The sequence below is a fragment of the Caulobacter sp. GW821-FHT12A07 genome (assembly GCF_058807655.1).
Window position 1 is genome coordinate 1 of record NZ_JBXAQX010000020.1, and the last position, 26,120, is coordinate 26,120.

Sequence of the window (26,120 nt, forward strand, 5' to 3'; positions counted from 1 at the left end):
GCGCTCCGTTCCCCTTCGACAGCTCAGCGGTTCACCGCGTGAGGAAGAGAAGCCATGCGCTCAAGGAACCTCCCCCTCTGGGGGAGGCGGCCGAAGGCCGGTGGGGGGACGTCTTCAGCTTTCGAGGCGTCGGCCGATATCCCACCGACTCCCCCCTCCGATCGCTACGCGATCGCCTCCCCCACGGGGGGGAGGTTCCTCGGGAACGGCCGCCACCTTCTCCCGCAAGGGGAGAAGGACGCCCCTACCCCGCCGCGCGGGCCTTGAAGCCCGCCAGGCGGTCCAGCTTGTCGAGGAGGTAGTCGTGCTCTTCGCGCGAAACGGCCTGGGACGAGGTCAGGAACCGCTGCAGCATGTGCTCCTGGAAGCGTTCGCGCTCGCCGGGGCGGCCGTCGAATTCCACGCCGTGATAGGCGTCGACCCCGGCGCGGAAGGCCGGGAACAGGCGCGACGGCAGGCCGGCCCGCTCGTAGACGGCCTTCAGGCCCAGGGCGCCGGCGTCGTGCACCATCAGCCAGGTGCGGTGATGCGGAACCCCGGCCAGTTCGGAGAGGCCCCACTCGAAGAAGGTCATGTGGCCCTGGGCCACGGCCCGCAGCAGCAGCGACGGCGTCAGCCGGCCCGCGCGGTGCAGGTGGGCGGCGAAGGCCTGCGGGTCGGCGGTGCGGCCGGCCTGGTCCACCAGGTCGATCGTCGCCCGCTCCTTGGCGCCGACGATGATCTCCAGCGCCCGCTCGGCCGAGAGGGCGTGGTTGTCGAGGATGTGTTCGCGCAGCTGGTCGCCGACCATGTCGATCAGGCGCTCGGTCACCGACAGCGGCAGCACCGAGCGGTAGGCCACGGCCTTGAGCACGGTCTCCGACTTGGCGAAGCGGTCCAGGGCCTTCTGCAGGGCCATGTCCGAGAAGCGGGCGTTGTCGTTGGCGCAGGCGGCGGCCACGACGTCTTCCGGCGCCTGGTCGACCAGCAGGCCGGTGACCTTGCTCGACAGCTTGGGCCGGCGGGCGATGGCCATCTGGCGCACCGGGCCGCCCAGGCGGATGATCTCGGCCAGGTCGTTGTCGTTGAACACCGGCGAGAAGCTGATCACCGGCAGCGACACGCTCTCGACGTCGCGGGCCAGCCGGTTGGCGACGTCCGGCGGCAGCAGCGGCGAGGTCTTCAGCGTCACGGCCAGGGCGCGGCGCACCAGCTCGGCGGCGTCGGCGGCCATGACCCGCAGGATGTCCTGGGCCTGGAGGCGCTCGTCCTCGCTCAGTTCGGCGCGGTCGATCTTGCGGCACAGCTTGTGAGCGGCCAGCGCGCGCTCGTCAGGCGTCGCGCCCTTTACGAGCATGCGGATGTCGTCGGTGGTGAGCGCGGCGCGGGTCGTGGCCATGGGCCTGGCCTTCTGCGAATGAACGTCGAATCAAACAATGTGACGGTTAGCGTTAACGATTGTTTGCCCTGGATACCTCCCCGATTAACGATACCCCGTAACCAGCCGCAAACCGTGAGCGCATAGCGTCCTCCCCTGACTGTCCGAGGATCCGATTCTTGCTCGCCGAGCGCCGAACCCAAGACCTGACCAGGCCCGGGGCCGACACCGCGCTCGCCCTCGGCGTGCAGAGAGCGTTGCTGCCCTACGCCCTGGCCATCTTCGCCGTAAGCCTGCCGTTCTTCGTCTGGGCGGGATCGCACGCGGCCAACGCCCTGTGGATGACGATGACCTTCGCGGTCTTCGCCATCAACTGGGGCGTGTTCTATGGCGTCACCAACTGGCTGAGGACCCCGGAGGCCGAGGACCTGACCCGCCGCATGCGGCTTCAGGTCGCGGGCGGCCTGCTGTGGGCGCTGGCCGTCGTGCAGATGTCTGCCTTCGCGGAAGGCGCCGGTCCGGCCCGCGAGACCCTGCTGCTGCTGGCCGCCGCCGCCGGCATGGTCTGCATCTTCTTCGCCGCCCCCGTGCTGCCCTGCCTGATGGTCGTGGCCCCCGTGGCCGCCGCCGGTCCGCTGGTCGCCCTCTTCAGCCGGCCCGAGAGCCGCTCGGCCGGCGTCATGGCCTGGGGCGGCCTGGCGCTGGCCATGGCCATGGCCATGATCTTCAACCGCATGCTGCGCCGCCAGCACGCCCTGGCCGTCGCCCACGAGGCCCTGATCGAGGAGCGCCTGCGCGTGCTGGAGGCCGCCGAGCGCACCGCCCGCTCGAAGTCCGACATCGTCGCCACCCTCAGCCACGAGATCCGCAACGGCCTGACCGGCGTCACCCACGTGCTGGCCGCCGCCGCCGGCAAGGGCGGCCGCGCGGCCCCGTCGCGCGAGCAACTCAACGCCGCCCTCGACGCCGCCCAGGACCTGATCGCGGTTCTGAACGCCACGCTCGACGCCGAGACCGCCGAGGCCGGCCGCCTGGCCGTCGAGCGCCAGGCCTTCGAGCCCGTCCGCCTGGTCCGCGACCTCGCCTTGCTGGAACGCCCCCACGCCCTGGCCAAGGGGCTGGAGCTGGCCGTCCACGTCGATCCGACGCTGGAGGCCCGCCTCCTCGGCGCCGCCGTCGCCGATCCGATGCGCACCCGCCAGATCATCGCCAACCTCGTCGGCAACGCGGTGAAGTACACCGTCCGCGGCCGGGTCGAGGTGCGGATCGAGCCGCGCGGCGACCGCATCGCCATCGAGGTCGCCGACACCGGCCCCGGCCTGTCGGCCGAAGAACTGGAGCAGGCCTTCGAGCCCTTCCGCCGGGTCGAGCGCACCGGCGCCGGCGTCAACGGCGCGGGCCTTGGCCTGTCGCTGTCGCGCCAGCTGGCCAAGCTGATGGGCGGCGCGCTGGAGACCAGCAGCGCCCTCGGCGTCGGCAGCTGCTTCACCCTGCTGCTGCCCTACGACGTCGCCGCCCCCTGCCCGCAGGAGCCGGTCGAGGAAACCCTGGCCGCCGCCGATCAGGCCCCCGACGTCCAGCGCAGCCTGCGCGTGCTGATCGCCGAGGACGACGCCCTCAACGCCGCCATGCTGCGCGCCATCCTCGAGCAGCTGGGCCACCAGGTCGTCCACGCCCAGAACGGCCGTCGCGCCGTCGACCTGGCCAAGGTCTGCGAGTTCGACCTGCTGATGCTCGACGGCCGCATGCCGGTGCTGGACGGTCCGGAGACCGCCGCCGAGATCCGCGCCCTGCCCGGCGCCAACGGCCACATGCCGATCATCGCCGTGATCGGCGGCGACGCCGACGAGGCCCGCGAGTGCACCGAGGCCGGCGCCGACACCGTACTGCGAAAGCCCGTCAGCGTGGCGGGCGTGGCCCGCGCCGTGGCCGACGTCGCCGCCCTCACCCGCCAGCCACGCGGCGAAGGGGTTCGCGGCGCGGCCTGAGAAGGCTTTCCAACGAGCGTTTGAACGCCCATCCTGCCCGCAACGAGAAAAAAGCGGGAGGAAGCGGATGCTGCGGGACCTCAAGGTCGTCGAGCTGGCCACCTACATCGCCGCCCCCGGCGCGGCGGGGATCATGGCCGACTGGGGCGCCGACGTGGTCAAGGTCGAGTCGCCGGAGGGCGACCCGATGCGGCGCTTCTTCGAGACCATCGGCGCCGACCAGGCCGCCAACCCGATCTTCGAGCTCGACAACCGCGGCAAGCGCTCGGTCGTGCTCGACATCCGCAGCCCCGCCGGGGCGGAGGCCCTGAAACGCCTCGTCGCCACGGCCGACATCTTCCTGACCAACGTCCGTCCCGCCGCCCTGCGCCGGGCGGGCCTGGACCACGAGACCCTGCTGAGCGCCTTCCCGCGCCTGATCTACTGCAGCCTGACCGGCTATGGCCTCACCGGCCCCGACGCCGACAAGCCGGGCATGGACGTCGCCGCCTTCTGGTCCCGCGCCGGGGTCGGGGCCCTGACCGCGCCCAAGGGCGCCGAGCCCTTCCCGATCCGCACCGGCATGGGCGACCACATCACCTCGCTGGCCACGGTCTCGGCGATCCTGGCGGCCGTGCACGAGCGCCATCGGACCGGTGTCGGACGGCTGGTCGAGACCTCGCTGCTGCGCACCGGCGCCTATGCGATCGGCTCCGACCTCGCCATCCAGCTGCACTTCGGCAAGCTGGCCTCGACCCGCCCGCGCCGCGAAGCCGTCCAGCCCCTGGCCAACTTCTTCCAGACCCGGGACGGCCGCTGGATCTGCCTGCTGGCCCGCCAGGGCGCCACGGACTGGCCGCGCATCGCCGCCGCCGTCGGCCGGCCCGAACTGGTCGACGATCCGCGCTTCTCCGGCGCCCGCGCCCGGCGCGAGAACACCGCCGCCCTGGTCGACATCCTCGACGCGGCCTTCGGATCGATGGACTACCAGACCGCCGCCGCCGCCCTCGACGAAGGCGACATCACCTGGGCGCCCTGGCAGACCCCGCGCGACCTGGTCGAGGACCCGCAGGCCCTGGCCGCCGGCTGCTTCGTCGAGACGACCGCCGGCGTCCGCTCGCCCGCCGCGCCTGCCCGCTTCCCGGGAATCGAAGAACACGCCCGCAGCCCCGCCCCGGCGCTCGGCGCGGACACGGCGGCGGTGCTGGCCGAACTCGGCTATTCGGAGGAAGAGATCAGGGAGATGGGCGCTTAGCGCGCCTTGCCGCTCGAGCCGACATTGGCGTCCGACAGCATGCGCAGCATCTCGGCCGAGAACAGGCTGTTGGCCACGCGGCTCGTGCTGCTGCCTTCGCTCTTGCCGGCCCCGAAGGCGCCGTCGAAGCCCTGCGAGCCGCGCAGCACCAGGTCGACCACCGCCTGCTGCTGCTGAATGCGGTCCATCCGGCGGCCGGTGGCGTACTGCAGGAAGCCCTCGCCGTCGTCGGCCTGGCTCTCACGCGTGGCCGGCGCGGAGACCGCGCCGCCGCCGCCGGCGGTCTTGGTCAGGTTGGCGTAGACCTCGCTCACCGTGGCGGCGCGGCCGTCGCGGTAGAAGATCGAACGGTTGGCGGCGGCGGCCTCGGGGAACATCGAGGCGGCGCTGGCGCCAGGATTGTTGTTGGCGGCCTCGATCAGCCGCGCCGAGCCCTGCGGACCCAAAAAGTGGGCGGCGTAGAGCTCGCCCGAGGTCGGCGACCGGCCGACCCGGCCGCGCAGGTAGGAGGCGTGGTCCGAAGCCAGCTCGCCGGCCATCAGCGAGGCGGCGTGCGGATCGAGCTTGAGGCCCAGCACGGCCTTGCGAGCCTCATCGCCGGCCACCCGGTACTTGCCGTCGGAACCCTGCTGGATCAGGTCGGCGTAACGGGCGTAGCCGTACTTGGCGCCATGCTTCTTCAGCGTGGCCAGCCAGGTCTGGTCGACGAACTGGAACAGGCCCGAGGCCGAGGAGGTGCGGGCCTTGGCGGCCGGATTGTAGCCGCTCTCGCGCTTGGCGGTGCCCATCAGGAACGTGAAATCCACCCCCGTCGCGCTGGAAGCGCGCTGGATCGCCGATTCAACGACGTTGCGGATGGATTGGACGGCCATGCCCCGAATATCTGAACGAGCATGGTTAATGCGGCCTTAACCACGTTTAACGACCCCGCCCCTGCGCGCTCCGGTCGCACCCGGACCTTACGTCCGGCGACAAAATATCACGTTCGTAATTTTATCTGTTTACACGCGTCATTCTCCATGTGAGCGTCGGGGTGTCGAAGTTGATCGACGCCGCTCTTTGGAGGTCGCCATGATCGCCCAACCCGCCGACTTCAACCCGCGCATCGCCGGCCTGGACCGCGACGACAAGCGCAAGCTCTCCAAGGGCCTGATCGCCGCCCTGGCGATCTCCGGCGCGGCGCACGTGGCTCTGTTCGCCTACATCGCGGTGCAGAAGTACGTGACGATGCCGACCGAGATCGTCGACGACGGCGGCTTCGAGCTGCAGCCGTTCGTCCCCAAGCCGCCGCCTCCGCCGCCGCCGGAAAAACCGGCGCCGACGCCGCCCCGGTCCGCCAACCCCATCCCGGTGCATCCGCCGCTGCCCACGCCGTTCCCGACGCCCGAGCCCCTGCCCGTACCGATCCCCGAGAACCCGGGTCCGCCGACCAACGCCGAACCGCCGCGCTTCACCGCCGATCCGCCGGCGCCTCCGGGACCACCGACGGCTCCAGCGCCAAAGACCATCACCCGGGCGACCTGGCTGAGGATGCCCAGCGCCGACGACATGTCGCGCTACTACCCCGAAGGCGCCCAGCGGCGCGGGGTGTCGGGCGGCGCGACGCTGAACTGCGCGGTCACCGCCAAGGGCACGGTGCAGAACTGCATGGTGGTCGATGAAAACCCGGCCAGCGAGGGCTTCGGCTCCGCGGCCCTGAAACTAGCGCGGTTCTTCAAGATGAAGCCGCAGCTCGAGAACGGCCAGGCGGTCGACGGCGCGCAGGTGAGGATCCCCATCCGCTTCAACGCCGCTGACTGAGGGGGCGTCGGACGGGCGACCGCGTATCGGGTCGCCCGTCCGAGTTCATCAATAGCTTTTGGGCAGGCCCAGCACGCGCTCGGCGATGAAGTTGAGGATCATCTCGCGGCTGACCGGCGCGATACGGGCGATCATCGCCTCGCGGAAATAGCGTTCGACGTCGTACTCCTTGGCGTAGCCCATGCCGCCATGGGCCAGCACCGAGGCCTCACAGGCCGTGAATCCGGCCTCCGCGCCCAGGTACTTGGCGGCGTTGGCCTCGGCCCCGCAATCCTTGCCGGCGTCGTAGAGAGCGGCGGCCTTGAAGGCCATCAGGTTGGCCGCCTCCAGCTCCGCCCACGACTTGGCCAGCGGGTGGGCCACGCCCTGGTTCTGGCCGATCGGCCGGCCGAACACCACGCGCTCCTTGGCGTAGGTCGAGGCCTTGGCCAGAGCCGCCCGGCCAAGGCCGATGGCCTCGACGGCGAACAGCACCCGCTCGGGGTTGAGGCCGTGCAGCAGGTACTGGAAGCCCTTGCCCTCCTCGCCCACCAGGTCCTCCTGCGGCACGAACAGGTCCTCGATGAAGAGCATGTTACACTCGACCGCCTTGCGGCCCATCTTCGGGATCGGCTTGGCCTCGATGTGCTCGCGGTCGGTATAGAAGAGGCTGAGGCCGCCGGTCGGCTTGGCGCACTGGTCCTTGGGGGTGGTGCGGGCGATGATCAGGATCTTGTTGGCGCGCTGGGCGCCGGTCGTCCAGATCTTGCGGCCGTTCAGACGATAGCCGCCGTCGACCTTCTCGGCCCGGGTCTCCAGGCTCGAAGTGTCCAGGCCCGAATTGGGCTCGGTGACGGCGAAGCACATCTTGTCCTCGCCCGAGATCAGGCGCGGCAGCAGGCGCTCGCGCTGCTCGTCGGTCCCGAACTTCACCAGCGGCATCGGGCCGAAGATGTTGAGGTGGATGGCCGAGGCGCCGGAGAAGCCCGCGCCCGACTGGGCCACGGTCTGCATCATCACGGCCGCCTCGGTCAGGCCCAGGCCCGCCCCGCCGACGCTCTCGGGCATGGCCACGCCCAGCCAGCCGCCTTCGGCGATGGCGGCCACGAAGGCCTCGGGGAAGTTTCCAGTCTCGTCGGTCCGCCGCCAGTATTCGTCGTCGAAGGCGGCGCACACCTTGGCCACGCCTTCGCGGATCGCTTCCTGTTCCTCGGTCAGCCAGAAACCGGCCATGTCGTCCCTTCCCTGCGCTCTGTCGTTCTTTTCTAGCCTTCGAAACGCCGTGGGTCGAAGGCGGCCGCGTCCTCTCCGGGATCGGCGCCCGTCAGATACGCCGCGACCATGTCGGCCACAAGCGGAGCGAGCAGCCAGCCGTTGCGGCGCGCGCCCGCCGCCAGGATCACGCCCGTCGCCCGGCTTTCGCCGACCAGAGGAAGACCGTCCGGCGTCGAGGCGCGCACACCCACCTCGATGCTGGCCGAGGCGCCGGCCAGCTCCGGACGCAGGCGCACGGCGGCGGCGCGCAGCGGTTCGACCACCGCCGGGTCGGCCTCGCGGTCGTCGCGCCCGGCCTCCATCGTCGCCCCGATCGCGGGCCTGGGTCCCGGCGCGACATAGACCCCCTTGCCGCGCAGCACCGGACCTTCAGCCATCGGCGTGTCGAAGCGCAGGATCTGGCCCTTGATCGGAGTCAGGGCCGACAGTTCGGGCGCGAGCCCCTCGCCGCCCGCCCCGGTCGCCACGACCAGGGCGTCGAAGGCCAGCACCGCGCCGTCGGCCAGGGTCAGCCGACCGTCCGCGAAGACGGTCGCCGCGCGGGGATCGAAAACGGCGCCCGCTTCCGAAGCGGCGTCACGCAGGGTCGCCAGGGCCAGGCGCGCGTCCAGCCGCCAATCCTCGTCGCTGAACAGGCCGTCCGGCGTACGCGAAAAGTCCGCGCCGGCCTCGACCAGGGCGGCCTCGATCTCGGCCAGAAAAGACGCTTCGCCCTCGATGGAGAGACCGCCGCGATCAAGCGCGATCCCCAGGTCCTCCGCGAAGGCCGCCCAGCGATCGCGGCCCCGCCGCAGCACGGGCATGTGCCCGCGCGACACCGGATCGAACACCGCCTCGGCCGCCGGCGCCAGCATGCCCGCGGCCACGCCGGAGGCGTTGTCGCCCGGCGCCGCGGGGTCGAACACCGTCACCTGGAAGCCGAGTCGGGAGAGAATCAGCGCCGTCGCCGACCCGAAGGCCCCGGCTCCGGCCACCGCCACGGGCGCGCCTGACTGCAAAATCATGGGCGGCAGACACCGCCCGGCGACCGAAAGGTCAAGTCAGAATGCTTTTACGTCGCCCAGACGACGTTTCAGGGGCTGCTTTTGTGTCGAGTTAGCGACATGCGACGTCGTGGCGACGTGACGGAATACGATCAGCGGTCTATTCTGCCCATTAAACAACCGCACCACGTGCATCGCGGTCCGCCGAGGACGAGACAGAATGACCCAGAAGCCCGCCGTCGATCCCGCCCATCCCGTCGACATCTATGTGGGCGCCCGTATGCGGATTCGACGCAAGGTCCTCGGCTTGAGTCAGACTCAGCTCGCCGACGCTCTGGGCATCACCTTCCAGCAGATTCAGAAGTACGAGCGCGGCGCCAACCGCATCAGCGCCAGCAAGCTCTATGACGCCGCCCGCCTGCTGCAGTCTCCGGTATCCTACTTCTTCGAAGGCCTGGACGAGACCGACAATGGCGAGGACGACGGCGTCGCCCAGCGCATGACCCAGTTCGTGGCCACGCCCGAGGGTCTGGAACTGGCCGACCTGTTCCCTCGCCTCGGCGACCGTCGCCTGCGCCGCCGCGTGGTCGACCTGGTCAAGGCCATGGTGGACGACGATCCGGCCTGACCCTGGACCTCGTCCCTCCGTTAAAGCAACGCCTTCCTCGCCGCCGGCCAGGAAGGCGTTTCTGTTTTGGGCCGAGCGCTCCCTACAGCGCCGCCCGCAGCGTCAGCCCGCCCACCCAGGCGTCCGGGATCGAGCCCGTCGCCCCGGGGCGGTGGATGAACTGCAGGTTGGGCCGCACCACCAGCCATCCCGTCGCCTGGGCCGCATAGAAGGCCTCGACCGAGCTCTCGCTGGTCTGCACCCCGCTCCAGTCTCCGGTCAGGGTCGCCCGCTCGCGCTGGGCGTCTTCCAGCCGCTCGTTGACCCGCACATAGGCGACGGCGACGCCGGCCTTGTCCTTGGGTCGGCTGGCGAACGGCGCGGTGCGCACCAGGCCCGCGCTGTAGAAATGGCTGTAGCGCGCGGTCGAGCGGTCGAAAGCCAGGACGTTGGCGAAGACGCTCAAGGCCGCCGGCCCCTTGCGCCAGACCATCTGCTCGCCCATCGCCCAGGCGCCCCAGCGGCTGTCCTCCAGCGCCGGGCTCGTGCCGTTCAGCACGTACGACCGGCCCAGGGCGTCGCTGTAGACATTCGAGCGCTCGGCCGTCTCGTAGTAACCGCCCACGTGATAGAAGCCCGGCAGGCTGCCTGGCCCCTTGTCGGGCTTGGCCCAGCCGATCTCGACCGGCAGCAGCACGCCGTTGGAGTCGATGGCCAGGTTCCAGCCCTTGTTCTCCTGCACGCGGTAGGCGTTGACCTCGTAGACCCCGGCCGTGACCGTCCAGTCCTTGGCCGGCCGCAGCCGCGCCCGCGCGGCCCAGCGCGGGGCCGGATAGCCCGAGAAGCCGCTGTTGTAGAGCAGCGCTGGCGAGCGCGGGCAGAAGGCGAAGTTCTGGAAGTTGCAGTTCAGGGCCGACGAGCCGAAGTCGTCGCCGGTGTGCATCAGGCCGGCCTTCACGTTGAACTTGTCACCGGCGAAGCCTTGTGCCCAGGTCAGCTCGGAGATGCGGAAGTCCATGCCCGCGCCATAAAGCTCCTGCACCATGAAGAGGTTGCCGACGCCCTCGGTCGAGAGGTTGCGGCCAGTGCGCTCCTCGACGGCGATGTTGACCACCGCGCCGTCGATCCCGGCCAGCTTGCCCATGTCGAGCACGGCGCGGGCGTTCAGTTCCTGGGTGTAGCCGCCGACGCCGCCGCCTTCCCTGCCGCCCGAGAGGGTCAGGGCGCTTTCGGAAGCGTAGCCGAGGCTGAGGGTCACGCCCTTGGCCTTGAGCCGCGAGCGCAGGCCGCCCCAGTCGCCGGTCAGGGTGGAGCGGACCTTCCAGTCCTGGCTCGGTTGGGCCGGCTCGGCCGCCTGGGCTGCGCCGGTCAAAGCCAACACGGAGGGCGCCAGCATCGAGGCGGCCAGCATCAGGATCCGCGACATGGAACCTCCTTCGCGGTCCGGCAGGATCCGCGTCTCTAAAGTCGATGGGGGACCGGGCTCCGCCCTTGGGGGCACGCGGAGCCCGGTCGTTCAGCGCGCCAGGGGGGATGGCGCGCTGAAGCTGGACGTCGCGCCGCCGGCCGAAGTGGCCGTGGCGGTCAGGAACTGGGCGGACAGGTCCTTGGGCAACGGGATGGCGAACCGCGCCTCCCCGTCGGCATTGGCGGCGACCACCTGGTCGGCGACGAAGGTCTCGCCCTGGTTGGCGTCGGCCGTGCGGTTGGCGAAGAGCTCGACCGTGACCACCTGCCCGGGCGCGGCCTTGACCGTTCCCTCGACGGCGCCGGCCTTGACGCCCTCGATGACGGGCGCGGCCTGGCCGCCGTTGGGCAGGCCCTGACAGGGCTGCGCCTCGGGGCAGATGCGGGCCATCTTGCTGGTGTCGGTCGAGACGCCGTAGCCGCGCTTGCCCACGAAGCTGGCGTGCTCCAGGCCCGGCAGGCCCAGCACGATCCCGCCCTTGGCCAGCTTGGGATCGCAGCTGCCGCCGGCCGAGCAGCGGCTGATCGGGGCGGCGTTGGCGAAGATGCGGTTGCGGCTGATGCGGTTGGCGGTCGCGCCGGCCTCGGACCGCACGGCCACGCCCACGGCGTTGCCATTGATGACGTTGCCGTCGACGATGTTGCCGTCGCCGGTCAGGCTGATCCCGAAGCCGTTGGCCCGAAAGACGTTAGCGCCGAGATAGTTGCGGCTGCCCCAGTTGATCTGCAGGCCGTCGGTGTAGTTCTGGAAGAGGTTGCGCACGACGGTGTTGTCGTTGCCGCGCAGGATCTCGATCCCCTGCGAGGGCTCCAGATTGTCCTCGCCGGCGTCGAACACGTTGTCGGCCACCAGGTTGAAGGCCGCGCCGCGCGTCAGTTCCAAGCCGTCGCCGTTCTCGTAGAAGACGTTGCGCAGCACCTTGTTGTTGATCGTGGTGGTGGCGGTCGAGCCGCCCTGCCCGTCGTCGCCGCTGAACATCACCCCGGCCCCGCCGATGTTCCGCACGAAGCGGTTGTCGTGGAAGACCGAGTTGCTGGTCCGCAGCACCAGCACGCCGATGCAGAAGTTGCGCACCTCCAGGCCCGTCAGTTCGACCTCGCGGGTGTCGATCAGAGCCAGGCCAGGCTTGGTGGTGGTGCGGATGTTGGTGCCGTACTCGGCCGGATTGGCCCCGGGGCAATCCTTGAGGTCGCGCTTGACGTAGCCCGAGCCGTCGATGACGGCGTAGCGGCCGTCGGCCTTCCAGGCTGTGCCCTCGATCTTCACAGGTCCCTTGATGGGCGGCAGCGGCGAGTCGACGCGCAGTTCGATGGGGCCCGGACCGGTCGGGACGATCTCGATGCGGTAGCGGCCGGGCGCTGCGTTGCTGGTCTCGAGCGCCCAGCGCAGCGAGCCAGGCTGGCCGTCGTCGGCCGGGCGGTCGACCTTCAATACTTCGCGCGTGTCGGGCGTGACCGCGGTCTGGGCCTGGGCGGCCGCCGGAAGGATGGCCGCGACGGCGGCGAGCAGGAGGAGCTTTCGCATGGCGTCTTCCTTGTGTTTCCGCGTCAGGCCGAAGCCAGGGCGCGCGGGGCGTGCCGGCGGATGAGCGCCAGGCTGACGAGGGTGAAGGTCATGGTCAGGGCGATCGCGCCGAAATAGGCCGCGCCTCCGGTCGAGACGACCGCCGCTCCGACGAAGGAACTGACGATCGCGCCCAGGCGTCCGACGGCGGCGGTGGCGCCGACGCCGGTGGCCCGCACCGCGGCCGGATAGACCTGGGCGGCCAGGGCGTAGAGCGTGGTCTGCACGCCGTTGATGAAGGCCCCGGCGACGAACAGCCCGGCCATCAGGCGGGTCGCGCCATGGCCTGCGTCCAGCGGGGTCAGGGCCAGCAGGGCGCACGAGATCACCGCTCCGGCCGCCATGACCAGCATCGAGACCCGCGAGCCGTAGCGCAGGATCGCCCAGGCCCCGGCCACAGCGCCCAGCACACCGCCAAGATTGAAGGCCGCCAGGCCGTTGCTCGACACGGCCAGATCGAAGCCCGAGGCCGACAGCATCGACGGCGCCCAACTGAACACGACATAGGTCGACAGGATGCAGAAGAAGAACGCGCCCCACAGGGCCACGGTGTCGAGACGGAAGGCCTGATCGAACAACTGGCCGAACGAGGCGCGCTTTACCTGGGTCTCGCCGTGGTCGGTGAAGCCGGCGCCGTCGTGGGCGTGACCCATGCGGGCCATGACCTTGTCCAGCTCGCCGGCGCGGCTCGGACGGCCGGCCAGGTAGCGCGGCGATTCCGGCAGCCAGACCGCCAGCACGCCCGTAAGGATCAGCGGCGCGATCCCGCCCATGATGAACAGCGCCCGCCAGCCAAGGCTCGGCAGGGTGTGGGCGGCGATCAGGCCGCCGACCAGGCCGCCCAGCGGGATGCAGACGATGCCCAGGGTCACCGCCAGGCTACGGCGGCGGGTGGGGCTGAACTCGGCGATCAGGGTAGTGGCGTTGGGCATGGCCGCGCCGAGGCCGAAGCCCGAGATGGTCCGCAGCACGCCCAGCCAGACCAGGTTCGGCGCGAAGGCCGAGGCCAGGGTGGAGACGCCGAACAGGGCCACCGCCGCGATCAGCGCCGTGCGCCGTCCGGCCCGGTCGCCGAGCATGCCGCCCAGGGCCGTGCCCAGGCTCATGCCCAGGAAGCCGATGGCGAAGATCGGAGCGAAGGCGGCGCGGCTGACGCCCCACTCCTTGACGATGGCCGGAATGGCGAAGCCCAGCACCTGGTTGTCGAAGCCGTCGAGGATCACCGCCAGGGCGGTCATGAACAGGACCAGCTTCTGGTAGCCGCCCCACGGGCCGTGATCGAGCAGCGGGCCGATCTCGACCGGCTTGGAGCCCATCTGGGAAGCTTGAGACATGGCGGCGTTCCTCAAACGATCGAGACGATCTTGCCGGCCGCTTCGCGCAGCACCGGCAGGACGGTGTCGATCAGTTGCTGGGGCGTGGTGCGGCTGGCGTGGGTGGAGACGTTGATCGCCGCCGCCACCCGGCCGGTGCGGTCGCGCAGCGGCACGGCGATGGACAAAAGGCCGATCTCCAGCTCCTGGTCGGTCAGCGACCAGCCCTGCTGGGCGGTGCGCTTCAGGATCGCCCGCAGCTCCTCGGTGTCGGTGACGGTGTTGGGGGTCAGCTTCTCGAAGGTGCGGCCTTCGAGCATGCGGTCCAGCTCGGCCGGCGGCAGATGCGCCAGCAGCATGCGGCCCATCGAGGTGTGGAAGGCCGGCAGGCGGCTGCCCACCCGCAGGCCCACGGTCATGATCCGGCTGGCGGCGACCCGGGCGACATAGACGATCTCGTCGCCGTCCAGGACGCTGGCCGAGCACGACTCGCCGATGCGGCGGGTGACGTCGGTCAGCACGGTCTGCGCCGACTCCCACATGCCCAGGGTCGACAGATAGGCGAAGCCCAGGTCCAGCACCCGGGGGGCCAGACCGAAGGTCTTGCCGTCGCTGAAGGCGTAGCCCTCGTCCACCAGCGTTAGAAGGAAGCGGCGGGCGGCGGCGCGGGTCAGGCCCGTGCGCTCGGCCACCTGGCTCAGCGTCATCCTGGGGTGATCGGCGTCGAAGGCCCGGATCACGTCGAGGCCGCGGGCGAACGCCTGCACGTAGTCCTTGCCTGGGGCCGAAGCCGTCACGTTTCTCACCCTTTTTGTCATCTTTGTCAGAAGTTTCGACATTTGTGCGCAATGCGAACATTTGTGCGAAATTTCGATGTCGGGGATTGAAAGCGCAAAACGAAGCCGACCGCAAGCGCCGTGTCTTCCCCAACGGAAACTTCCAGATCCGTCAAAAACGGCCGGTGCGGAGATCCCCTCTCCGGCTCTGCTTCAATCGGCCGCAGCGCAAAACGGCGTTCGTTCAGGAGATATGAAGCGCAGCGGAGGCAGGTTGCTCGCCTCCAGATAGCGACGCGTTCCGATGCTCGAACAAGACCGATTGGCGGCCCTGGCCTCCTACCGCATCCTCGACACGGCCCCCGAGCCGTCGTTCGACCAGTTGACCGCCTTCGCCGCGGAACTGTTCGGCGCGCCCATCGCCCTGATCTCGCTCGTCGACGAGCACCGGCAGTGGTTCAAGTCCCGTCACGGCCTGGGCGCTGAATCCACCCCGCGCGAACTGGCCTTCTGCGCCCACGCCCTGCGGCAGGAACCGCATTCGGTGATGGTGGTCGAGGACGCCACCCGCGACCCGCGCTTCGCCGCCAATCCCCTGGTCACCGGCGCGCCGGACATCCGCTTCTACGCCGGGGCCGTGCTGAGCGATCGCGACGGCGCCAATCTCGGCACGCTCTGCGTCATCGACACCGATCCCCGCCCGCGCCCCAGCGACGACGAGCTCGACCGCCTGCGCATCCTGGCCGACGCGGTCGTGGCCCGCATGGAGAAGAGCCGCGCCGAGCGCCAGGCCGCCGAGCAGCGCCGCATCCTGTCGATGACCGAGACCATCTCCGGCGTCGGCCACTGGCGCTGCGACCTGGTGAACCGCACCATCGGCTGGTCGGACGAGGTCTATCGGATCTACGGCCGCGACCGGGCGCAGTTCACGCCGACCTTCGACAACTGGCTGGAGATGTACCATCCCGACGACCGCGCCGCCGCCCAGGCCCGCGCCCATCAGGTGGTCGTCGACCGGACGGTGATCGAGCACGAGGTGCGCCTGCTGCGCGCCGACGGTGCCATCCGCCAGGGCCATTCGCGCGCGACCTGCGAACTCGACGAGAACGGCCGCGTGGTCGCCGTGTTCGGCGTGCTGCGCGACATCACCGAGGAACGCGCCCTGCGCCGCAAGCTGGAAGCCAGCGAAGCCCGCGCCCGCCGCGTCATCGCCGACGCCTACCAGGCCATCGTCGGCATGGACGAGCACGGCGTCGTCACCGACTGGAACCGCTTCGCCGAGACCACCTTCGGCTGGCGCGCCGAAGAGGCGATCGGCCGCCGCCTGGCCGACCTGATCATCCCCGAAGGCCTGCGCGAGTCCCACCAGCGGGGCCTGCAGCGCTTCCTCTCCACCGGCGAAGGCGTGGTCCTGGACCAGCGGATCGAGGTCCCGGCCGTGCGCCGCGACGGCCTGAGCTTCCCGATCGAACTGGCGATCAGCGCCGCCCGCAGCAACGACGGCTGGCAGTTCACCGCCCTGATGCACGACATCAGCGCCCGCAAGGCGCAGATGGAGGAGTTCGAAACCGCCTTCCACAGCGCCTCGGTCGGCATGGCCCTGGTCACGCTCGACGGCGGCTTCAACAAGATCAACGCCGCCTTCTGCGGCATCGTCGGCTACAGCGAAACCGAGATGCTGCGGACCGACTTCCAGACGATCACCTACCCGTCCGACCTCGACAAGGACCTGTCGCTGCTGGGCCGGCTGATCGACGGCGAGATCACCAGCTACGCCATGGACAAGCGCTACATCCACAAGGAAGGGCGCATCGTCTGGGTGCACCTTTCGGTGTCGCTGGTGCGGGCGCCGGACGGCTCGCCCCGGCACTTCATCGCCCAGGTCCAGGACCAGACGGTCCGGGTCGAGGCCCAGGAAGCCCTGGAGCGCCAGACCCTGGAGCTGGCCGCCATGGCCACCCAGCTGGCCTCGGCCCGCGACGCCGCCGAAAGCGCCAACCACGCCAAGGCCGAGTTCCTGGCTAATATGAGCCACGAGCTGCGCACGCCGCTGAACGGGGTGATCGGCTTCTCGCGGCTGCTGGCCGAAAGTCCCAATCTCGGGCTCGAGGACCGTCGGCGCGCCGAGCGGGTGCGCGGCGCCGGCGAGGCGCTGAACGCCCTGATCAACGACGTGCTCGACTTCTCCAAGCTCGAGGCCCGCGCCGTCACCCTGGAAAGCGATCCGTTCTCTCTGAGGGACATGATCGTCGAGACCACGGCCATGGTGGAGACCCAGGCGGGCGAGCATCAGGTCGACCTGCGCATCGTCGGCGACCTCGACGGCCGCTATGTCGGCGACCGCCATCGCCTGCGCCAGGTGCTGCTGAACCTGCTGTCCAACGCCGTGAAGTTCACCCGCCAGGGCACGGTGACCACGCGCGTCGAGCTCCTCGGCTGCGAAGGCGGCCGCGCCCGGCTGCGGATCAGCGTCGAGGACAACGGCGTCGGCATCGCGCCCGACAAGCTGGACCGCCTGTTCAAACGCTTCTCCCAGACCGACAGCTCGGTGACCCGCACCTTCGGCGGCACGGGCCTGGGCCTGGCCATCTCGCGCGAGCTGGTCGAGCTGATGGGCGGGCGCATCTGGGTCGAGAGCGAGGTCGGCGAAGGCTCGACCTTCGCCTTCGAGATCTCCCTGCCCCTGGCCCATGGCGAAGCCGCGACGCCGTCGGCCGAGGCCTCGGTCCGCGCGGTCTTCCCCGGACGCCGCATCCTGCTGGTCGACGACGTCGAGCTGAACCGCGAGCTCTTCCGCGAACTGCTGGAGCGTCGCGGCTGCGCGGTCGAGACCGCCGCCGACGGCGCCGAGGCCCTGAAGGCGCTGGAAAACACCGCCTTCGACCTGGTGCTGATGGACGTCCACATGCCGGTGATCGACGGCCTGACGGCGACGCGCGAACTGCGCCGCCGCGGCCTGACGACCGCCCCGGTCCTGGCCCTGACCGCCAGCGGCGCGCCCCAGCAGATCGCCGCCTGCCTGGACGCCGGCATGGTCGGCCATCTCCTCAAGCCGCTGAGCGAACGCGACCTCGACCAGGCCCTGACTCATCATCTGTCCCAGCACCCAGGGGGCGCCGGTTTCGTCGCCGAACGCTCGGCGCAGGACGCCGACGAGGCCGCCACCCGCAAGGCCCTGGCCGCCACCATGGGCGCGGCGCGCACCGCCCGCCTGGCCGGCATGCTGCGCCAGCAGCTGGACGCCCGCTTCCTCGACGAGACGCCCGAGGTCCTGCGCGAGGACGCCCACCGCCTGGCCGGTTCGGCCGGCATCCTCGGCTTCATGCAGCTCAGCCACATGGCCGCCGACCTGGAGACGGCCTGCGTGGAGGACCTGCCGCTGGACGAGCCGCTGGCGCGCCTGCGGGCCGGCGTCCGGCGGGCCCGGGCCGATCTCGACGCCTGGATCGAGGACCTGTCGCGACAGGCCGCCTGACAACAGACGTCGGTGAAGTTGCAGGCCGTCAAGCCGCAGGTCTATGGTGAGCGCCAGACCCTTCGGGAGAGCCTCGTCATGCGCCGCTCCGTCACCGTCCTCAGCGCCCTGATCCTGACCGTCGCCTTCGCGGCGCCAGCCCTGGCGGCTGATGCCGCCAAGGCCAAGCCGTCCCGGCGCGACGGCTGTTTCTTCGCCGATCAGGTGCGCGGCTATCAGGTCATCGACGCCAAGACGATCAACGTCAACATCCGCCAGGACGAGGCCTATCAGCTGACCCTGATGCGCTCGGCCTTCGACCTGGAGACCTCCACCCGCATCGGCGTCAAGTCGCGCGTCGGCTCGTGGATCTGCGCGCCGCAGGACGCCTCGGTGGTCGTGCCCGAGTCCAACGGTTCGGGCCGCTACCAGGTCCGCGAGATCCGCCGGCTGACGCCCGAGGAATACGCCGAGGCCTGGCCGCGGCTGAAGAAGAAGCCGAAGTCCTGACCGTCCGCGCGGCCGCCACAATCGGCCGCAAATCGGCAATGCGGCGATAAAATCGCCGGTTTATGATCACCCCTCTTCCAGCTTTGGAGAGCCTCGCATGCGCCGCTCCGTCTCCGTTCTCAGCGCCCTGGTCCTGACGGCGGCCGTAACCCTGGCGAATTGGGCCGCGCCGGCCCTGGCCCAGACCCCGGCCCCAGAAGCCGCGCCCACCGCCAAGGCCAAGCCGGCCAAGGCGTCCGGACGCGACAATTGCTTCTTCGCCGACAACATCCGCGGCTATCAGGTCGTCGACGACAAGACCCTGAACGTCGAGATCAGCCGCAAGGAAGTCTACGAACTGAAGCTGTTCTACTCTTCGTTCGACCTCGACACCGCCCTGCGCATCGGCATCAAGTCGCGTGGCGGCTCCTGGATCTGCTCGCCGCTCGACGCCGAGGTGATCGTGCCCGAAGCGATCCGCCACTCCTATCCGGTCCAGTCGATCCGCCGGCTGACGCCCGAAGAGGTGGAAAAGGCCTATCCGCCGCTGAAGAAGAAGCAGCCGAAGTCGTAAGGCTTCCAGCAGGCCCGCCTTTCGAAAGCACTTGCCGGAGCGCGCGCCGGCGGGACATCTATGCCTCGCCGCAGCGGCGTCGGGGGTCGGCGACGGCGGCCCCGGAGACGAGCCATGCTTCCCGCCGCCGCAGCCCCGCCGCGCCATGGCCCCTGGTACACGCATCTCTACGTCCAGGTGCTGGTCGCCATCGCCGCCGGCGCCCTGATCGGCCACTTCTGGCCGGGCTTCGGCGAGAGCCTCAAACCGCTGGGCGACGCCTTCATCAAGCTGGTGAAGATGGTCATCGCCCCGGTGATCTTCCTCACGGTGGTGACCGGCATCGCCGGCATGCGGGATCTCGGCCGCTTCGGCCGCGTGGCGCTGAAGGCCTTCGCCTACTTCCTGACCTTCTCGACCCTGGCCCTGATCATCGGCCTGATCATCGCCAACGCCGTGCATCCCGGCGCGGGCATGAACGTCGACCCCAGCACGCTGCACAACGCCAAGGTCGCCGACTACGCCGCCAAGGCCCACGAGACGACCATCGTCGGCTTCCTGATGAACATCATCCCGGCCACGGTAGCCGGAGCCTTCGCGGATGGCGACATCCTGCAGGTGCTGTTCTTCTCGGTGATGTTCGGCATCGCCCTGGCCTTGGTCGGCGACCGCGGCCAGCCGGTGATCGACCTGCTGGAAGCCGTCGCCCACGCCTTCTTCAAGCTGGTCGCCATCCTGATGAAGGCCGCCCCGATCGGCGCCTTCGGGGCCTTCGCCTTCACCATCGGCAAGTACGGCATCGGCTCGGTGATCAACCTGGCCGCCCTGGTCGGGACCTTCTATCTGACCTCGCTGATCTTCGTGCTGGTGGTGCTGGGGGCGGTGGCCCGGTTCAACGGCTTCTCGATCCTCAAGCTGATCCGCTACCTGAAGGGCGAGCTGCTGCTGGTGCTGGGCACCAGTTCCTCGGAATCGGCCCTGCCCAGCCTGATCGAGAAGCTGGAGCGCGCCGGCTGCGCCAAGCCGGTCGTCGGCCTCGTCGTGCCGCTGGGCTACTCGTTCAATCTGGACGGCACCAACATCTACATGACCCTGGCGGCCCTGTTCATCGCCCAGGCCACCGGCGTGCACCTGTCGCTGGAGGAGCAGGTCCTGCTGCTGGGCGTGGCCATGCTGTCGTCCAAGGGCGCGGCGGGGGTCACGGGGGCGGGTTTCATCACCCTGGCGGCGACGCTGTCGGTGGTGCCCAGCGTGCCGGTGGCCGGCATGGCGCTGATCCTCGGCGTCGACCGCTTCATGAGCGAGTGCCGGGCCCTGACCAACTTCATCGGCAACGCCGTGGCGACGATCGTCGTCGCCCGCTGGGACAACGCCCTCGACAAGGACGCCCTCGACCTGGCCCTCGCAGGCGGCGAGCCGGCGCCGGTGCTGCTGACGACCGATCCTGCCCTGCACGACGCGGACTAAATCCTTCTCCCGATCCAAGGAACCTCCCCCTCTGGGGGAGGCGGCCAAAGGCCGGTGGGGGGCCGGTTTCAGCTTCCGGGGCGGCGGCTGGTTTCGCAGTTACTCCCCCCACCGATCGCTGCGCGATCGCCTCCCCCAGAGGGGGAGGTTCCTTGATGCTTGGACACGGCTTCTCAGGCTCCCGCGCGAAGGCGCGTTAGGTCGGGGAGGCGCGGAGCGGCCGGGCGGAGCCCGGAGACCGTGATGTGTTTTAGCGTTTCGGCTTCGTCCGACCGCTCCGCCGCATCGTAGGCTCGAAGGACCGGGGGCGCGGGTGCTTTTTCAACCCTGGACCCGGTTGTCCCTCGGACGGGCAGGACCAATAGCCCCGCGGTGATCCGGCGGCGCCTCGGCTGATCCTGTTAGGCCGGTTTGAAACGATCCCGGCCCTGTCGACCCGCAAGTCTCGTCACGGAACGGCTTGGCGGCCCAATCACGCCTTCTGAGCGATCCTGCAAACCCGCCCTTCCCATGACGCAACAAGCGGCCCCGCTCGATGCGATCCACAGCCGCTAACTCGGGCCGGTACCAAGAGCCCTCCCCATGGCTGGGATGGGTTGATTATGGGGCGGGTTGAGTGGGGGAGGATAAGTTGGGGTGATAAAGTTGTAGGGCGTTGAGTTGGTTGGACTCTTTCCGCATTCGCCGTGTGAGCAGCATGCGTATCCCCCGATCCTTCTCTCCTTGCGGGAGAAGGTGGCGGCCGAAGGCCGACGGATGAGGGGTCTCTCAGATGGGAGACGCTCCGCCCGGCCTGACCGCTGCACGCGGCTTTGAGTTCTGAGAGACCCCTCACCCGACCTGCTTCGCAGGCCACCCTCTCCCGCAAGGGGAGAGGGAACAGGGGGGCGCGGGCGGAAAAAGCCTGGGTCCCCGCTTTCGCGGGGATTTTACGGGGAGGACGGCCGGCGCAGTGGAAGCTGAAAACGACCCCCCTCCGGCCCTCCGGGCCACCTCCCCCAGCGGGGGAGGATCTTGAACTCACTTCGGCGGCGACTGGAACTTTTCGAACCAGGCCAGGATGGCCGAGGCCTTGGCGGCCGATTGGGAGGGGCGGCTGGCGATGCCGCCGTGGCTGGCGCCAGGGACCTTGACCAGGGCGGTGGGCACGCCGCGCAGTTGCAGGGCCTGATAGTACTGCTCGGCCTCGCCGACCGGGGTGCGCAGGTCCTGGTCGCCGACCACGACCAGGGTCGGGGTCTTGACGTTGCCCACCAGCGACAGCGGCGAGCGGGCCCAGTAGCCCTGCGGATCCTCCCAGGGCATCTTGCCGAACCAGTAGGAGGCCATGGAGCTGTAGGCGTCGGTGGTCAGCACCTGGCTGGTCCAGTTGATCACCGGCTTCTGGGTCGCGGCCGCGGCGAAGCGGCTGGTCTTGCCGACGATCCAGGCCGTCAGCGCCCCGCCGCCCGAACCGCCGGTGACGTAGAGCCGGTCGCTATCGACGAAGCCCTTGGCCACGGCCGCGTCCACCGCGCTCATCAGGTCGTCGTAGTCGTGGCTGGGATAGTTGCGGTCGATCTCGTTGGCGAACGCTTCCCCATACGAGGTGGAGCCGCGCGGGTTGGCGTAGACCACCACGTAGCCGGCCGCGGCGTAGAGCTGGTAGTCGGTCGAGAAGCCCGGCCCATAGGCCGAGAACGGCCCGCCGTGGATCTCGAGGATCAGCGGATACTTCTTGGCCGGGTCGAAATTGGGCGGGGTGACGATCCAGGCGTCGATCGGCTTGCCGTCATAGGACGACTTCACCGGCAGGGCCTCGACCTTGCCCAGAGTCTTGGCGCCCAGCAGATCGGCGTTCAGGGCCGTCAGGCGGCGGGCCTCGGCGCCCTTTTTCGCCACGGCGATGTCGGAGGGACGGCTGGTCGAGCCTTGGGTGAAGGCCACGGTCCCATCGCGCGAGACGCTGAAGGCGCCGCCGCTGTAGGGGCGGTCGAGGCCGGCGCCGTTCAGGCCGGCGACGATGGTCTCGATCTCGCCCGAGAACAGGCCGACCCGGGCGACCCGCACCGAGCCGTGATCGTCGTAGTCGACATAGAGGCTGCGGCCGTCGGCCGACCACACGGGGGCGTCCACCGAGCGGTCGAGCCCGCCGGTCAGCACCCGGCTGTTACCCCCGTCGATGTCCATCACGTAGAGGCGCTGGTTCTCGTAGCCGCGTCGGCGGGAGTCGTCGTAGCCGACATAGGCCACCTGGCGGCCGTCGGGCGAGACCACCGGACTGGCGTCGGGACCGATGCGGCTGGTCAGGGCCTTGAGCGCCCCGTCGGCCAGGGTCAGGCGCCAGATCTCGGTCTGATTGCCGTCGCGTTCCCAGCCTTCGGACCGGTTGGCCGAGAACAGCAGGTAGCGGCCGTCCTTGGTGAAGGACAGCGGCCCCCGGTCGTCGAACCTGCCGAAGGTCAACTGGCGCGGCGCGCCGCCCTCGGCCGAGACGGTGTAGATCTTGGAATAGCCGGGCTTCAGCGTACCCTCGCCGTCCTCGCGGAAGTTGACGCGGGTCTCGACGGTCAGGGCCGGCGCCCACTTGGCGTTGTCGGGCTTGCCCTCGGGGGCCGAGCCCAGCTTGGCGCCGTCGTCGCTGGTGAGCATGGTGAAGGCGATGGTCTTGCCGTCCGGCGACCAGGTCAGGTCGCTGGGGGCCTCGTCCAGGGTGGCCAGCCTGGCGGTGCGGCCCGTGGCGACCCACTGGACGTAGAGCTGGGCGCCGGCGTCGGGCGTCACCTGCACATAGGCAAGGCGCTGGCCGTCCGGCGACCAGCGCGGCGACATGGCGGACCCCGGCCCCGCGACCAGCGGCGTCTGCACGCCGGTCTTGGCGTCGACCAGCCAGATCGAGCGCACGGCGCGGTCGACCATGATGTCGTTGGTGGCCCGCACATAGGCGATGACGTCGCCGTCGGGGCGGATCTGCGGGTCGCTGGCGACCTCGAGGCCGAAGAGATCGCGGCCGGTGAACAGCGCCTGGGGCGCCTCGCGCACGGCCGCCCCGGCCATCGGTCCGGCCGCCGTCAGGGCCAGCAGCGAGACGAGCAGCAGTTGGGTCGGGCGGCGCATGGACGATCCTGGCGAGGCTGACGAAAGAAGGGGTGGATACTGCCCCGCTCGCGGCCAGCGTCCACCCCCATTTCGACGTCTCGTGGAAGGATCTTGCGTGGATCCCTACCCCGCCTTCAACGCCAGCGAGGCCGGCTTCAGGCCAGGGGCGGAAGCCAGCACCCGCACCTCGCCCGCCTGGCCGCGCTTGGTGCGCACGATCGCCTGGGCAAGGCCGTTGAAGACCTTGCGCGAACTGGCGACGTCGCTCTCGTGGCTGGTCGGATTGCCGTTGCCGACGCCGATCACCTCGCCGGGGCCGGTGACGGCGAAGGTCACCAGGTCCTCGGCCTTGGGCACGGGACGGCCCTTGGCGTCGACCACCTCGACCTTGAGGATGCCGACGTCCTGGCCGTCGGCGGCGAGCGCAGAGCGGTCGGTGGTCAGGCGCAGGGCGGCGGCGGGACCGGCGGTCTCGCGGCGCTGGCGCAGGATGACCTTGCCGTTCTTGTAGCCGTGGGCCTCGATCACGCCCGGGGCGTAGGGCACGGACCATTCGACGTGGTGGTTGGCCTTCACCTCGCGGATGCCCTGGCTCTTGCCGTTGAGGAACAGCTCGACCTTGTCGCAGTTGCTGTGGACCCAGACCGGAACGGGTTTTCCTTCCTGGCCTTCCCAGTTCCAGTGCGGGAAGAGGTGCAGCAGCGGCTCGGAACGCCACCAGGCGCGGTAGTAGTAATAGTTGTCCTTCGGGAAGCCGCAGGTGTCGAGCGCGCCGAAGTGCGAGCTGATGCTGGGCCAGCGGTTGAAGGGCGTCGGCTCGCCGCGATAGTCGAAGCCGGTCCAGATGAAGCCGCCGGCCATCCACGGACGGTCGGCCGCGTGGCTCCACCACTTCTCGGCCGTGGTCGCCCACCAGGGGTGGTCGGTGTCGTAGGCCGGGACGTAGGACTTGGCCTCGCTGCGCAGATATTCGCCGCGCGTGGTGACCGTGCTGCCGCTTTCGCTGCCGATGATCGGCAGCTTCGGGAAGCGGGCGTGGAAGTCGTCCATCTTCTCGTGGCGGTAGTTGAAGCCGATGACGTCGAGCTCGGCGGTGATGCCGTCGCCAAAGCCGTTGTCCATGGCCGCGGTGACGCCGCGGGTCGGATCCAGGCGATTGACCAGGCGCTTCATGGTCTTGGCGACCTTGGCGCCGCGCGGCGTGCCCTGCTGGGGCTCCTCGTTGCCGATCGACCACAGGATGATGGACGGGTGATTGCGGTCGCGGCGGATCAGCCGCTCCATCTCGTCCAGCGAGGTCGGGTCGCTGGACATGCGGCGGGTCTCGGCGATCAGCAGCATGCCCAGGCGGTCGCAGGCGTCCATCAGCTCGGGCGTGGCCGGGTTGTGCGAGGCGCGATAGGCGTTGCAGCCCATCGACTTCAGCTGCTCCACCCGCCAGACCTGCAGGGCGTCGGGGATGGCCGCGCCGACGCCGGCGTGGTCCTGGTGGTTGCAGGTCCCCTGCAGCTTGACGTGCTTGTCGTTGACGAACAGGCCCTGGTCGGGATCGAACCGCACCGAGCGCACGCCGAACGGCGTGGCGAAGCGATCGACCACCGCGCCGGCGACCTTCACCTCGGTCACCAGGGTGTAGAGGTGCGGGGTCTCCAGCGACCACAGGACGGGGCTGGCCAGGGTCACGGTCTGCGACAGCGACTGGCGCTGCCAGGCCGGCAGGCGGCCGGCGGCGGGGGCCACGGCCAGGGCCGGCTTGCCCGCGCCGTCGAGCACGGTGTGGACCAGCTCGAACGCGGCGGCGGCGTCGCCGTCGTTGGCCAGGTCGGTCTCGATCTCCAGCGTGCCATCGACCTTGGCCTTCACGAAGACGCCCCACTGGGGCACGTGGACCGAGGCGGTCTTGACCAGCCAGACGTGGCGATAGATGCCCGCGCCCTCGTAGAACCAGCCCTCGCCCAGGCTGGCGTCGACGCGGACGGTGATCAGGTTGTCGCCGCCGAGATTGGCGATGTCGGTGATGTCGACGCGGAAGCTGGCGTAGCCGCTGTCCTCGCGCTCGAGGATGTAGCCGTTGATGATCACCAGGGCGTCGCGCATGACGCCGTCGAACTCGATCGACAGGCGCTTGCCCGCGTCGGCGGCCGGCAGGGCGAAGCTCTTGCGGTACCAGCCGACGCTGGTGTCGGGGAATTCGCGGCCCAGCGCCTTGTAGCCGTGGGCGGCGCGCAGGTCCTCGTCGTCGGGCTTGCCGCTGGGGACGTAGGCCGGGTTGTCGACGAACGGCAAGGTGACGGCCCAGTCGTGGGGCAGGGTCACCGGGGTCCAGGCGCTGTCGTCGAAGTCCTTCTGGGCGGCGGCCACCACCCACCAGTTGGGGGCGTTGGCGCCGGCCTTGGCGTAGGTGCGCTGGTTGGCGCCGAAGCCGAAGTCGCGGGCCGGGTCCTGGGCGTGGCCGAGGTGGAACTTCCAGTCGAAGTCGAGGCTCGAACGCTCGCGGGGCGCAAGGTCGACGACCACGGGCTTGGCTTCAGGCTTGGCGACTGCGGCGGGCTTGGCGGCGGCTTGCGCGGAAGACACGGCGGCGAAGGCGGCGACGCCGGCCGTGCCGGCCAGGGCTTCGCGACGGCTGAACTCGACCATCGGGGGACCTCTCAAAACAAAAAGAAAGGGAGGAAGCCTGCGAGGCTTCCTCCCCTCACAAAGGATCGTCGGGGAGGAATGACGTCCTGAACAGTA

18 protein-coding genes are annotated in these 26,120 nt (G+C 69.8%); 8 read left to right on the plus strand and 10 right to left on the minus strand.

Annotated features, from left to right (window positions below; genetic code table 11):
* Positions 1-244: 244 nt before the first annotated feature.
* A complete protein-coding gene (spbR, locus tag AC1RRS_RS24710; protein WP_492857477.1) occupies positions 245-1,378 on the minus strand; it encodes a pole-localized protein SpbR in 1,134 nt (377 codons plus the stop codon).
* A gap of 158 nt (positions 1,379-1,536) precedes the next feature.
* Between spbR and AC1RRS_RS24715 the strand changes: the two genes are divergently transcribed.
* Together AC1RRS_RS24715 and AC1RRS_RS24720 are read left to right on the plus strand one after the other, a co-directional pair.
* A complete protein-coding gene (locus tag AC1RRS_RS24715) occupies positions 1,537-3,345 on the plus strand; it encodes an ATP-binding protein (protein ID WP_492857478.1) in 1,809 nt (602 codons plus the stop codon).
* A 67-nt stretch (positions 3,346-3,412) separates the two neighbouring features.
* A complete protein-coding gene (locus AC1RRS_RS24720) occupies positions 3,413-4,579 on the plus strand; it encodes a CaiB/BaiF CoA transferase family protein (protein ID WP_492857479.1) in 1,167 nt (388 codons plus the stop codon).
* On the opposite strand, the gene AC1RRS_RS24725 is transcribed toward AC1RRS_RS24720, so the two are convergent.
* Positions 4,576-5,451: a transglycosylase SLT domain-containing protein gene (locus AC1RRS_RS24725; RefSeq protein WP_492857480.1), complete on the minus strand. Its 876-nt coding sequence runs from the start codon at positions 5,449-5,451 to the stop codon at positions 4,576-4,578. The two genes, AC1RRS_RS24720 and AC1RRS_RS24725, sit on opposite strands and share 4 nt — an antisense overlap.
* 199 nt (positions 5,452-5,650) lie before the next feature.
* On the opposite strand from AC1RRS_RS24725, the gene AC1RRS_RS24730 reads away from it, so the two are divergent.
* Positions 5,651-6,379, plus strand: a complete 729-nt coding sequence (locus AC1RRS_RS24730; protein WP_492857481.1) for an energy transducer TonB family protein — start codon at positions 5,651-5,653, stop codon at positions 6,377-6,379.
* A 48-nt stretch (positions 6,380-6,427) separates the two neighbouring features.
* Here the strand turns inward: AC1RRS_RS24730 and AC1RRS_RS24735 are convergent, their stop codons facing one another.
* Together AC1RRS_RS24735 and AC1RRS_RS24740 are read right to left on the minus strand one after the other, a co-directional pair.
* Entirely contained in the window at positions 6,428-7,591 is a 1,164-nt protein-coding gene (locus AC1RRS_RS24735) for an acyl-CoA dehydrogenase family protein (protein WP_492857482.1), read from the minus strand.
* 32 nt (positions 7,592-7,623) lie between these two features.
* Positions 7,624-8,637 (minus strand): NAD(P)/FAD-dependent oxidoreductase, encoded by a 1,014-nt coding sequence (locus tag AC1RRS_RS24740; RefSeq protein WP_492857483.1) that lies wholly within the window; start codon positions 8,635-8,637, stop codon positions 7,624-7,626.
* 199 nt (positions 8,638-8,836) lie between these two features.
* Between AC1RRS_RS24740 and AC1RRS_RS24745 the strand changes: the two genes are divergently transcribed.
* On the plus strand, positions 8,837-9,244 hold the full coding sequence (locus tag AC1RRS_RS24745; protein WP_110122149.1) for a helix-turn-helix domain-containing protein: 408 nt from the start codon (positions 8,837-8,839) through the stop codon (positions 9,242-9,244).
* Positions 9,245-9,326: 82 nt separating this feature from the next.
* Here the strand turns inward: AC1RRS_RS24745 and AC1RRS_RS24750 are convergent, their stop codons facing one another.
* The 4 genes from AC1RRS_RS24750 to AC1RRS_RS24765 all read right to left on the minus strand — a co-directional run bounded on the left by AC1RRS_RS24750 (position 9,327) and on the right by AC1RRS_RS24765 (position 14,364).
* Positions 9,327-10,649, minus strand: a complete 1,323-nt coding sequence (locus AC1RRS_RS24750) for a carbohydrate porin (protein WP_492857484.1) — start codon at positions 10,647-10,649, stop codon at positions 9,327-9,329.
* Between the two features lie 90 nt (positions 10,650-10,739).
* A complete protein-coding gene (locus AC1RRS_RS24755) occupies positions 10,740-12,215 on the minus strand; it encodes a NosD domain-containing protein (protein WP_492857485.1) in 1,476 nt (491 codons plus the stop codon).
* 23 nt (positions 12,216-12,238) lie between these two features.
* Positions 12,239-13,588, minus strand: a complete 1,350-nt coding sequence (locus AC1RRS_RS24760; protein ID WP_492857486.1) for an MFS transporter — start codon at positions 13,586-13,588, stop codon at positions 12,239-12,241.
* Between the two features lie 11 nt (positions 13,589-13,599).
* On the minus strand, positions 13,600-14,364 hold the full coding sequence (locus AC1RRS_RS24765) for an IclR family transcriptional regulator domain-containing protein (RefSeq protein ID WP_487291696.1): 765 nt from the start codon (positions 14,362-14,364) through the stop codon (positions 13,600-13,602).
* A gap of 283 nt (positions 14,365-14,647) precedes the next feature.
* Between AC1RRS_RS24765 and AC1RRS_RS24770 the strand changes: the two genes are divergently transcribed.
* From AC1RRS_RS24770 to AC1RRS_RS24785, 4 genes are all read left to right on the plus strand, one after another.
* A complete protein-coding gene (locus AC1RRS_RS24770) occupies positions 14,648-17,818 on the plus strand; it encodes a PAS domain S-box protein (RefSeq protein ID WP_492857487.1) in 3,171 nt (1,056 codons plus the stop codon).
* Between the two features lie 12 nt (positions 17,819-17,830).
* Entirely contained in the window at positions 17,831-18,307 is a 477-nt protein-coding gene (locus tag AC1RRS_RS24775; RefSeq protein WP_492857488.1) for a DUF6491 family protein, read from the plus strand.
* 97 nt (positions 18,308-18,404) lie between these two features.
* Positions 18,405-18,860 (plus strand): DUF6491 family protein, encoded by a 456-nt coding sequence (locus tag AC1RRS_RS24780; RefSeq protein WP_492857489.1) that lies wholly within the window; start codon positions 18,405-18,407, stop codon positions 18,858-18,860.
* Positions 18,861-18,974: 114 nt separating this feature from the next.
* Positions 18,975-20,306 carry a dicarboxylate/amino acid:cation symporter gene (locus AC1RRS_RS24785; RefSeq protein WP_492857490.1) on the plus strand — a complete coding sequence of 444 codons (1,332 nt, stop codon included), beginning with the start codon at positions 18,975-18,977 and terminating at the stop codon, positions 20,304-20,306.
* 1,020 nt (positions 20,307-21,326) lie between these two features.
* Here the strand turns inward: AC1RRS_RS24785 and AC1RRS_RS24790 are convergent.
* Positions 21,327-23,402: a prolyl oligopeptidase family serine peptidase gene (locus AC1RRS_RS24790; RefSeq protein ID WP_492857491.1), complete on the minus strand. Its 2,076-nt coding sequence runs from the start codon at positions 23,400-23,402 to the stop codon at positions 21,327-21,329.
* A 105-nt stretch (positions 23,403-23,507) separates the two neighbouring features.
* The gene (gene galA / locus AC1RRS_RS24795; RefSeq protein WP_492857492.1) at positions 23,508-26,024 is read right to left on the minus strand and encodes a beta-galactosidase GalA; all 2,517 of its coding nucleotides are present in this window, start codon (positions 26,022-26,024) and stop codon (positions 23,508-23,510) included.
* Positions 26,025-26,120: the final 96 nt, after the last annotated feature.

What these genes read in the sequence shown, in the direction of transcription:
- AC1RRS_RS24780 (WP_492857489.1), top strand. Translation starts at nt 18,405, where the DNA reads ATGCGCCGCTCCGTCTCCGTTCTCAGCGCCCTGGTCCTGACGGCGGCC.
- AC1RRS_RS24735 (WP_492857482.1), bottom strand. Translation starts at nt 7,591, where the DNA reads ATGGCCGGTTTCTGGCTGACCGAGGAACAGGAAGCGATCCGCGAAGGC.
- AC1RRS_RS24740 (WP_492857483.1), bottom strand. Translation starts at nt 8,637, where the DNA reads ATGATTTTGCAGTCAGGCGCGCCCGTGGCGGTGGCCGGAGCCGGGGCC.
- AC1RRS_RS24720 (WP_492857479.1), top strand. Translation starts at nt 3,413, where the DNA reads ATGCTGCGGGACCTCAAGGTCGTCGAGCTGGCCACCTACATCGCCGCC.
- AC1RRS_RS24745 (WP_110122149.1), top strand. Translation starts at nt 8,837, where the DNA reads ATGACCCAGAAGCCCGCCGTCGATCCCGCCCATCCCGTCGACATCTAT.
- AC1RRS_RS24760 (WP_492857486.1), bottom strand. Translation starts at nt 13,588, where the DNA reads ATGTCTCAAGCTTCCCAGATGGGCTCCAAGCCGGTCGAGATCGGCCCG.
- AC1RRS_RS24755 (WP_492857485.1), bottom strand. Translation starts at nt 12,215, where the DNA reads ATGCGAAAGCTCCTCCTGCTCGCCGCCGTCGCGGCCATCCTTCCGGCG.
- AC1RRS_RS24750 (WP_492857484.1), bottom strand. Translation starts at nt 10,649, where the DNA reads ATGTCGCGGATCCTGATGCTGGCCGCCTCGATGCTGGCGCCCTCCGTG.
- galA (WP_492857492.1), bottom strand. Translation starts at nt 26,024, where the DNA reads ATGGTCGAGTTCAGCCGTCGCGAAGCCCTGGCCGGCACGGCCGGCGTC.
- AC1RRS_RS24785 (WP_492857490.1), top strand. Translation starts at nt 18,975, where the DNA reads ATGCTTCCCGCCGCCGCAGCCCCGCCGCGCCATGGCCCCTGGTACACG.
- AC1RRS_RS24730 (WP_492857481.1), top strand. Translation starts at nt 5,651, where the DNA reads ATGATCGCCCAACCCGCCGACTTCAACCCGCGCATCGCCGGCCTGGAC.
- spbR (WP_492857477.1), bottom strand. Translation starts at nt 1,378, where the DNA reads ATGGCCACGACCCGCGCCGCGCTCACCACCGACGACATCCGCATGCTC.
- AC1RRS_RS24790 (WP_492857491.1), bottom strand. Translation starts at nt 23,402, where the DNA reads ATGCGCCGCCCGACCCAACTGCTGCTCGTCTCGCTGCTGGCCCTGACG.
- AC1RRS_RS24770 (WP_492857487.1), top strand. Translation starts at nt 14,648, where the DNA reads ATGCTCGAACAAGACCGATTGGCGGCCCTGGCCTCCTACCGCATCCTC.
- AC1RRS_RS24725 (WP_492857480.1), bottom strand. Translation starts at nt 5,451, where the DNA reads ATGGCCGTCCAATCCATCCGCAACGTCGTTGAATCGGCGATCCAGCGC.